This window comes from Phycicoccus sp. Soil803, assembly GCF_001429685.1.
Classification (GTDB): Bacteria; Actinomycetota; Actinomycetes; order Actinomycetales; family Dermatophilaceae; genus Pedococcus.
This window is the reverse complement of the sequence record NZ_LMST01000001.1, coordinates 1,929,877-1,936,219: the sequence shown is the minus strand read 5'-3', so window position 1 is coordinate 1,936,219 and position 6,343 is coordinate 1,929,877. Positions and strand designations below refer to the sequence as shown.

At 71.8% G+C, this 6,343-nt stretch carries 6 protein-coding genes, 1 tRNA gene and 1 pseudogene; 1 reads left to right on the top strand and 7 read right to left on the bottom strand.

The window, feature by feature from the left end; all coding sequences use genetic code 11:
• The 5 genes and pseudogenes from ASG95_RS22375 to ASG95_RS08875 all read right to left on the bottom strand — a co-directional run.
• Nucleotides 1–409, bottom strand: a pseudogene (locus ASG95_RS22375) (Nif3-like dinuclear metal center hexameric protein); the annotation flags it as partial.
• Between the two features lies 1 nt (nucleotide 410).
• The coding region (locus ASG95_RS22370; protein ID WP_369820368.1) for a Nif3-like dinuclear metal center hexameric protein at nucleotides 411–762 on the bottom strand (352 nt) is incomplete at its 3' end.
• Between the two features lies 1 nt (nucleotide 763).
• Nucleotides 764–836 (bottom strand) — tRNA-Val (locus tag ASG95_RS08885).
• 91 nt (nucleotides 837–927) lie between these two features.
• A complete protein-coding gene (locus ASG95_RS08880) occupies nucleotides 928–1,398 on the bottom strand; it encodes a peroxiredoxin (RefSeq protein WP_056923439.1) in 471 nt (156 codons plus the stop codon).
• 22 nt (nucleotides 1,399–1,420) lie between these two features.
• The gene (locus ASG95_RS08875) at nucleotides 1,421–1,846 is read right to left on the bottom strand and encodes a DUF3052 domain-containing protein (protein WP_235543652.1); all 426 of its coding nucleotides are present in this window, start codon (nucleotides 1,844–1,846) and stop codon (nucleotides 1,421–1,423) included.
• Nucleotides 1,847–2,027: 181 nt separating this feature from the next.
• Between ASG95_RS08875 and ASG95_RS08870 the strand changes: the two genes are divergently transcribed.
• On the top strand, nucleotides 2,028–4,355 hold the full coding sequence (locus tag ASG95_RS08870) for an FdhF/YdeP family oxidoreductase (RefSeq protein WP_057377233.1): 2,328 nt from the start codon (nucleotides 2,028–2,030) through the stop codon (nucleotides 4,353–4,355).
• Here the strand turns inward: ASG95_RS08870 and ASG95_RS22365 are convergent.
• Together ASG95_RS22365 and ASG95_RS08860 are read right to left on the bottom strand one after the other, a co-directional pair.
• Nucleotides 4,352–5,563 (bottom strand): PH domain-containing protein, encoded by a 1,212-nt coding sequence (locus tag ASG95_RS22365; protein ID WP_369820405.1) that lies wholly within the window; start codon nucleotides 5,561–5,563, stop codon nucleotides 4,352–4,354. The two genes, ASG95_RS08870 and ASG95_RS22365, sit on opposite strands and share 4 nt — an antisense overlap.
• A 235-nt stretch (nucleotides 5,564–5,798) precedes the next feature.
• The gene (locus ASG95_RS08860; RefSeq protein ID WP_235543650.1) at nucleotides 5,799–6,320 is read right to left on the bottom strand and encodes a PH domain-containing protein; all 522 of its coding nucleotides are present in this window, start codon (nucleotides 6,318–6,320) and stop codon (nucleotides 5,799–5,801) included.
• Nucleotides 6,321–6,343: the final 23 nt, after the last annotated feature.

Genomic DNA, 6,343 nt, shown 5'->3' with positions numbered 1-6,343 from the left:
TCCGACCACGAAGTCCCACGGGTCGGTGCGCAGTGTTGAGATGTGGGTCTCCACCTTAGAGGTGCCGTCGCCGGTCGCCGCAATCGCCGCCCGCACCCGCTCCGCGGCGCCGGCCAGCCACAGCGACTCGGTCGCCCAGTGGCCGGCATCGACGATGTAGGGCGGGCCGCCCCGGGCCTCCTCCCGCGCCTCGAGGACGGGGTGGTGCCGCAGGTCGGCCGTGACGTAGACATCGGCCCGGCTGGCCCGGACGTGGTCGAACAGGTCGTCGCCCGCGCCTCCCATCACGGCGATGCGTTCCACGCGGGCGTCGGGTGGCCCGGCGACCCGGAGCCCGCCCGGGGAGGGCGGCAGGGCGGCATACAGCGAGGCGGTGAACTCGGCCAGCGTGACGGGTGGGTTCAGCCGGNCCTGCGCCAGCGCGTCGTTGACGCCCGGCTGGGCGACGTCGGCGTTCGTGTGCGCGACATAGAGCGCGAGGTCGTTGACCACGAGCGCGGTGACCGTGGCGCCCTTGGCGCCGGTCGTCGCCACGCTGTGTATGCCGCGCAGCAGCAACGGGTGGTGCGTCACCACCAGGTCGGCCCCGAGGGCTCGCGCCTCCTCGACGACCGCGAGCGTCGGGTCCACCGCGAAGTGGATCCGGCGGACGGGTTGGCTGAGGTCACCGGCCACCAGCCCGACCTGGTCCCAGGACTGGGCGGTCGACGGTGGGTAGAGGTGGTCGAGCACCCGGACGACCTCGGCGAGGGTGGTCTGCATGTGGGCCCGGCCGGGCTCGAACCGACGACATCCACGGTGTAAACGTGGCGCTCTACCAACTGAGCTACAGGCCCCGTGTCGTCACGTCGCGGGACACGCCACGATCGGACAGCGGCGTCATTCTGTCAGGTCGCCGCGTCCGCCGCGTCCAGTCGTTGCCGGGTGTCAGCCGCGCAGCTCAGCCAGGGCGGCGTGGTAGCCGGTGAAGTCGCGGGCCTGACCGATCTCGTTGACCAGGCTCCACCGCACGATGCCCTCGGTGTCGATGAGGAAGGTGCCGCGCAGCGCGGCGCCGGCCTGCTCGTTGAAGATGCCGTACTGCCGGGCGACCGCTCCGTGCGGCCAGTAGTCGGACAGGAGGGGGAAGAAGTAGCCCTCCTTGTCGGCCCACGCACGCTGGCTGAACATGTGGTCGCACGAGGCCGCGAGCACCTGCACGTCATCGCCGACGAACCCCCCGAGGTCGTCGCGGATCTCGCAGAGCTCGCCCGTGCAGATGCCCGAGAAGGCGAACGGGTAGAAGACCAGGACGACGTTCTTGGTGCCACGGAACTCGGCCAGCGAGAACTCCTGGCCGTTCTGGTCCCTGAGGCTGAAGTCCGGGGCCGGGGTGCCCACTGCGATCGGTGACGTCATGGTCGGCAGTCTGCCAGCGAGGTCAACGCCGTCCGGTCTTGGGTGCGACCAGCTTGGTCGCGGTCCAGTCGTCGCAGGCGTTGACGGTGCCCGAGGTGTGCAGGCCAGCGGTGGTCGCAGCCTCCTCGATGTCGCTCGCCTCGACGTGGCCGCGGCGACCGGCCTTGAGGGTCAGGACGACGACCGAGCCACCGTCGCCGAGGTTGGTCAGGGCGTCGACGACCGCGTCGACGAGGTCTCCGTCGTCCTTGCGCCACCAGATCAGTGACGAGTCGGCGACGTCCTGGTAGTCCTCGTCCTCGAGGTCGGTGCCGGTCTGGTCCTCGATGGCGAAGCGGAAGTCGTCGTCGACGTCGGAGTCGTAGCCGAACTCCTGGATCACCTGTCCGGCGGTGAAGCCAAGTCGGCCCACCGATGTCTGCAGCGCAGATTGCGCTGGCGTGGTCACACCCTTCTCCATCCCCTCGAAGCGGTCAGTTGCGGGTAAGTCCATCGGGTTGGGCCGGGATTTTCAACCGAGTCGCCGGAATAGGCACCCTATTCCACCGTGTGGACAAGCACAGGCCCCTGCATGGACGGCACAGTCCCACCGCGTGGACCGGGTTGTCGCCGGGGTTAGGGTCGGAACCATGGCTGACCAGCACCGTTCCGCCGGGGATCCCGAGACCGCTCCCGACGCCCTGAGCGTCGTCGACCCGACCGGTGCGGTCGACGCCCACGAGCCCAAGCAGTGGGCGGCCGGGCTGCCGGCCGTGGCCAACTCCTTCCGCCACGGCATCGAGCAGATGGGGCTGCCGCGCACCGCGCGCGTCTTCGGCCGGCTCAACCAGGACCACGGCTTCGACTGCCCGTCCTGTGCGTGGCCCGACCCGGAGGCCGGCCACCGCCACGTCGCGGAGTTCTGCGAGTCCGGGGCCAAGGCGGTCGCGTGGGAGGCCACCAAGCGACGGGTCGACCGCGACTTCTTCGCCAAGCACTCGGTGGCCGACCTCGACGAGCAGAGCGAGTGGTGGCTCGGACAGCAGGGTCGGCTCACCGAGCCCATGCACCTGCGCGCCGGCGGGACCCACTACGAGCCGGTGTCCTGGGACGAGGCGAACTCGATCATGGCCCGCCACCTGCGCGCCCTGCCGTCCCCCGACGACTCCGTCTTCTACACCTCCGGGCGCACCAGCAACGAGGCCGCGTTCCTCTACCAGCTGATGGTCCGGGCCTACGGCACCAACAACCTGCCCGACTGCTCCAACATGTGCCACGAGTCCTCCGGCACCGCGATGAGCGAGCAGATCGGCATTGGCAAGGGCGCGGTGACGCTCGAGTCGCTGGAGCAGGCCGAGCTGATCGTCATCGCCGGGCAGAACCCCGGCACGAACGCCCCGCGCATGCTGACCCACCTGGAGCGGGCGAAGGAGAACGGCGCGGTCATCGTGGCCGTCAACCCGCTGCCCGAGGCCGGGCTGATCCGGTTCAAGAACCCCCAGACCCCGCGCGGCCTGGTCGGCGCGGGCACCGCGCTCGCCGACGACCACCTGCAGATCCGCCTCGGCGGTGACCACGCGCTGTTCCGCGCCGTGGGTCACCTGCTGGTCGCAGCCGAGGAGGCGGCCCCCGGCACCGTCGTCGACCGCGCGTTCGTCGAGGCCCACACGGCGGGCTACGACGCGTATGTCGATGCGGTGCGCGAGATCGACTGGGACGCAACGGAGCTCGCGACCGGGCTCCAGCGCCCGGAGATCGAGGCGCTGGCCCGGCGCTTCACCGAGTCGAGGGCCACCGTGGTCTGCTGGGCGATGGGCCTGACCCAGCACGTGCACGCCGTCATGACGATCCAGGAGATCGTCAACGTCCTGTTGCTCCAGGGCAACATCGGCAAGGATGGCGCGGGACCGTGCCCGGTCCGCGGCCACTCGAACGTGCAGGGCGACCGCACGATGGGGATCTGGGAGCAGATGCCCCAGTCGTTCCTCGACGCGCTCGGGGCCGAGTTCGGCTTCACCCCTCCGACCGGGCACGGCGTCGATGCGACGGCCACGGTCCAGCGGCTGCGCGACAAGTCGGTGCGGGTGTTCTTCGGCATGGGCGGCAACTTCGCGATGGCCACGCCCGACACCCCGGTCGTCCACGCGGGCCTGCGCGCCTGCGACCTGACGGTGCACGTCTCCACCAAGCTGAACCGCTCGCACACCGTCACCGGCACCGAGGCGCTGATCCTGCCGTGCCTGGGTCGCACCGACCGCGACTCGACCCCCAAGGGTGACCAGGGCGTCACGGTCGAGGACTCCCAGGGACAGGTGCACCTCTCGCGAGGGCGGCTCGACCCGCCCTCGGAGCACTGCCGGTCCGAGGTGGCGATCGTCGCCGGCCTCGCCCACCGCATCGTGCCCGGCGTCGGGACGATCGACTGGCGGGCCCTCGGCGAGGACAACGACCTCGTCCGCGACCACATCTCGCGCGTCGTCCCGAACTTCGCCGACTACAACGACCGGGTCCGCGAGCCGGGCGGGTTCCTGCTCCCCCACAAGCCGCGCGACCTGCGTGAGTTCGACACCCCGAGCGGCAAGGCGGAGTTCCTCGCCGGGAGCGTCCCCCTGCTCGAGGTCCCCGAGGGGCGGCTCCTGCTGCAGACGATCCGCAGCCACGACCAGTTCAACACCACGATCTACGGCCACGCCGACCGCTACCGCGGCATCTCCGGCAACCGCCGGGTCGTGCTGGTGAACCCCGACGACCTGCACCGGCTGGGGTTCCACGCCGGTCAGGTGGTCGACGTGGTGAGCGAGTTCGAGGGCGTCGACCGGCGGGCCGAGGGCTTCACCCTCGTCGCCTACCCCACGGCGGCCGACTGTGCCGCCGCCTACTACCCGGAGACCAACGTGCTCATGTCGGCCGACCACGTCGCGCTGCGCTCCAACACCCCGGTGGCCAAGGCACTGGTCGTCCGGTTCGAGGCCCGCTAGGCCCGCTGCCGGGCGCGGCTCGAGCGCACCACCTGCTCGTTGAGCAGCCGGACCGCGTCGGTCTCGTCCAGGTGGGCGACGGCCGGTGACACCGGACCGACCGTGGAGACGAGGCGGACGGTGGCCACGCCCCTGCGCCGTTGCACCGGCCCCTGCTCGAGCCTCAGCGACTGGATCCGGGCGTGCGGCACGAACTGCGCCGCGCGGTACCACGCGCCGCGGCGGGTCAGCAGGCCGTCGGGCAGCACGGCATACCCCTGGCGGCCCCAGCTGAGGGGGTCGAGGCGGCGAGCCCGCGCGGTCGAGGTGACGAAGCCGTGCGCCGTGCCGGCCCCTTCCAGCGCAGCCAGGGCCGCATCGCGAGGGATGCCGGGGTGCACCAGCGTGAGCACGCGCAGGGCCTCCTCGCGGTTGCCCACCGGCATGAGGACGGTCTGGGTCTCGGCGTCACCGGTGCCCGCGCCGGCGACGTTGACCTGGATGCGCCACCAGCCGGTGAGCCGCCAGGGCAGCGACTGGCTGACCTCGACCGCCTGGATGCGGTGGATCGGCACGGTCGTCGTGCGCAGGTCGGTCAGGCCGTGCCGGATCCGGAGCCGGTCGCCCTGGTGCACGAGCTCGAAGTTGCACTCCTGGGTGAGCCGCTTGAGGTGGGCGCTGCCGATCGCCAGCGTCATCGGCCCGAGCCAGGCCACCATCTCCGGCACCCCGAGCGCCACCGAGACCACCAGCGCGGGCACGGCGACCACGATGGCCAGGCCGGGACCGCTGTAGAGGACCGACTGGAGGATGCGCGAGTTGGGGATGGCCAGGACCCGGTCGCCGACGGGGGCGGGTGCCGGCAGGTCGGCGTAGTCCGCCTCGGTGAGGCCCGACGCGTCGGCGCGGACGTGGCCCGCGTCCTCGTCGGCGGCCGAAGCCCACGCGCCGGCCGCCTCGTCGCTGCGACCGGCCAGCGCCATCAGCTGCTCGCGCACCTGCTGGGCCTGCGCGTCGGTGAGGAACGAGAGCTTGAGGTGGGAGTCCTTGCCACCCGCCGACTGGACCACGACCTCGGACAGCCCGGTCAGGCGGGCGAGCAGTGGACGCCCGAGGTCGACGGCCTGGATCCGGTCGAACCGGACCTGTCGGTGCTGCCGGAAGAGGACGCCGGTGCGCAGCTCGATCAGCGTGTCGGCGACCCGGAACCGCGAGAACCGCCACGACACCCACGCCCCCGCGATGATGGCGAGCAGGACCACGACGACCCCGAGGGCCGCGAGTCCGAGGTGCCCCTGGGTGGGGTCGTCGCGATCGGCGCCGAACAACGAGTCCGCCTGCTGCGACACGATGTACGCCAGCACTGCCAGGAAGGCGATCCCACCCTTGAGCAAGGGCGAGAGCGGGTGCAGGTGGCGCCACTCCCCGGCGTNNNGGGTCCAGCCGCTCCGGGGGCCGCGGTGCTCACAGACCGGCTCGCTGCGACTCGCCTCGGGCGGCGAGCCGCTCGCGCAGCGCCTCGGCCTCGGCTGTGGGCAGCCCCGGGATCTGGCCACCGCTCTGGGGCGAGGCGGTGTGCAGCTCGACCGTCGCCATGTCGAACCGGCGCTCCAGCGGACCGGACTGCACGTCGACGAACTGGAGCCGGCCGTACGGGACGCTGACCAGGGTGCGGAACATCCGGCCGCGCCGGACCACCAGCTCCTCGGCCCCTTCGGCCCACGTGATCGCCGGGACCTGGCGACGGATCAGCCAGGCGCCGAAGGCGAGCGCGGCCGCGACGACGAGGGCGCCGACCCAGAAGCCCTTCCACACGAAGGCTGCCAGTCCCAGCAGCACCAGCAGGAGCGGCACCAGGAACACGGAGAGGACGAGCAGCCGGGCCGTGGCGAGCTTGGGTGACACCGGCCGCCACGGCATGCCGACGTCGCCGAAGAGGCGCACCTCGGTCGGGGACGGGGGCTGGTCCTGCGGGGCGTCGCTCACCCCTCCAACTTATCCGGCGACCC

Excerpts from the sequence above, each read along its gene's own strand:
- ASG95_RS08880 (WP_056923439.1), bottom strand. The coding sequence starts at position 1,398 with ATGACGTCACCGATCGCAGTGGGCACCCCGGCCCCGGACTTCAGCCTC.
- ASG95_RS08870 (WP_057377233.1), top strand. The coding sequence starts at position 2,028 with ATGGCTGACCAGCACCGTTCCGCCGGGGATCCCGAGACCGCTCCCGAC.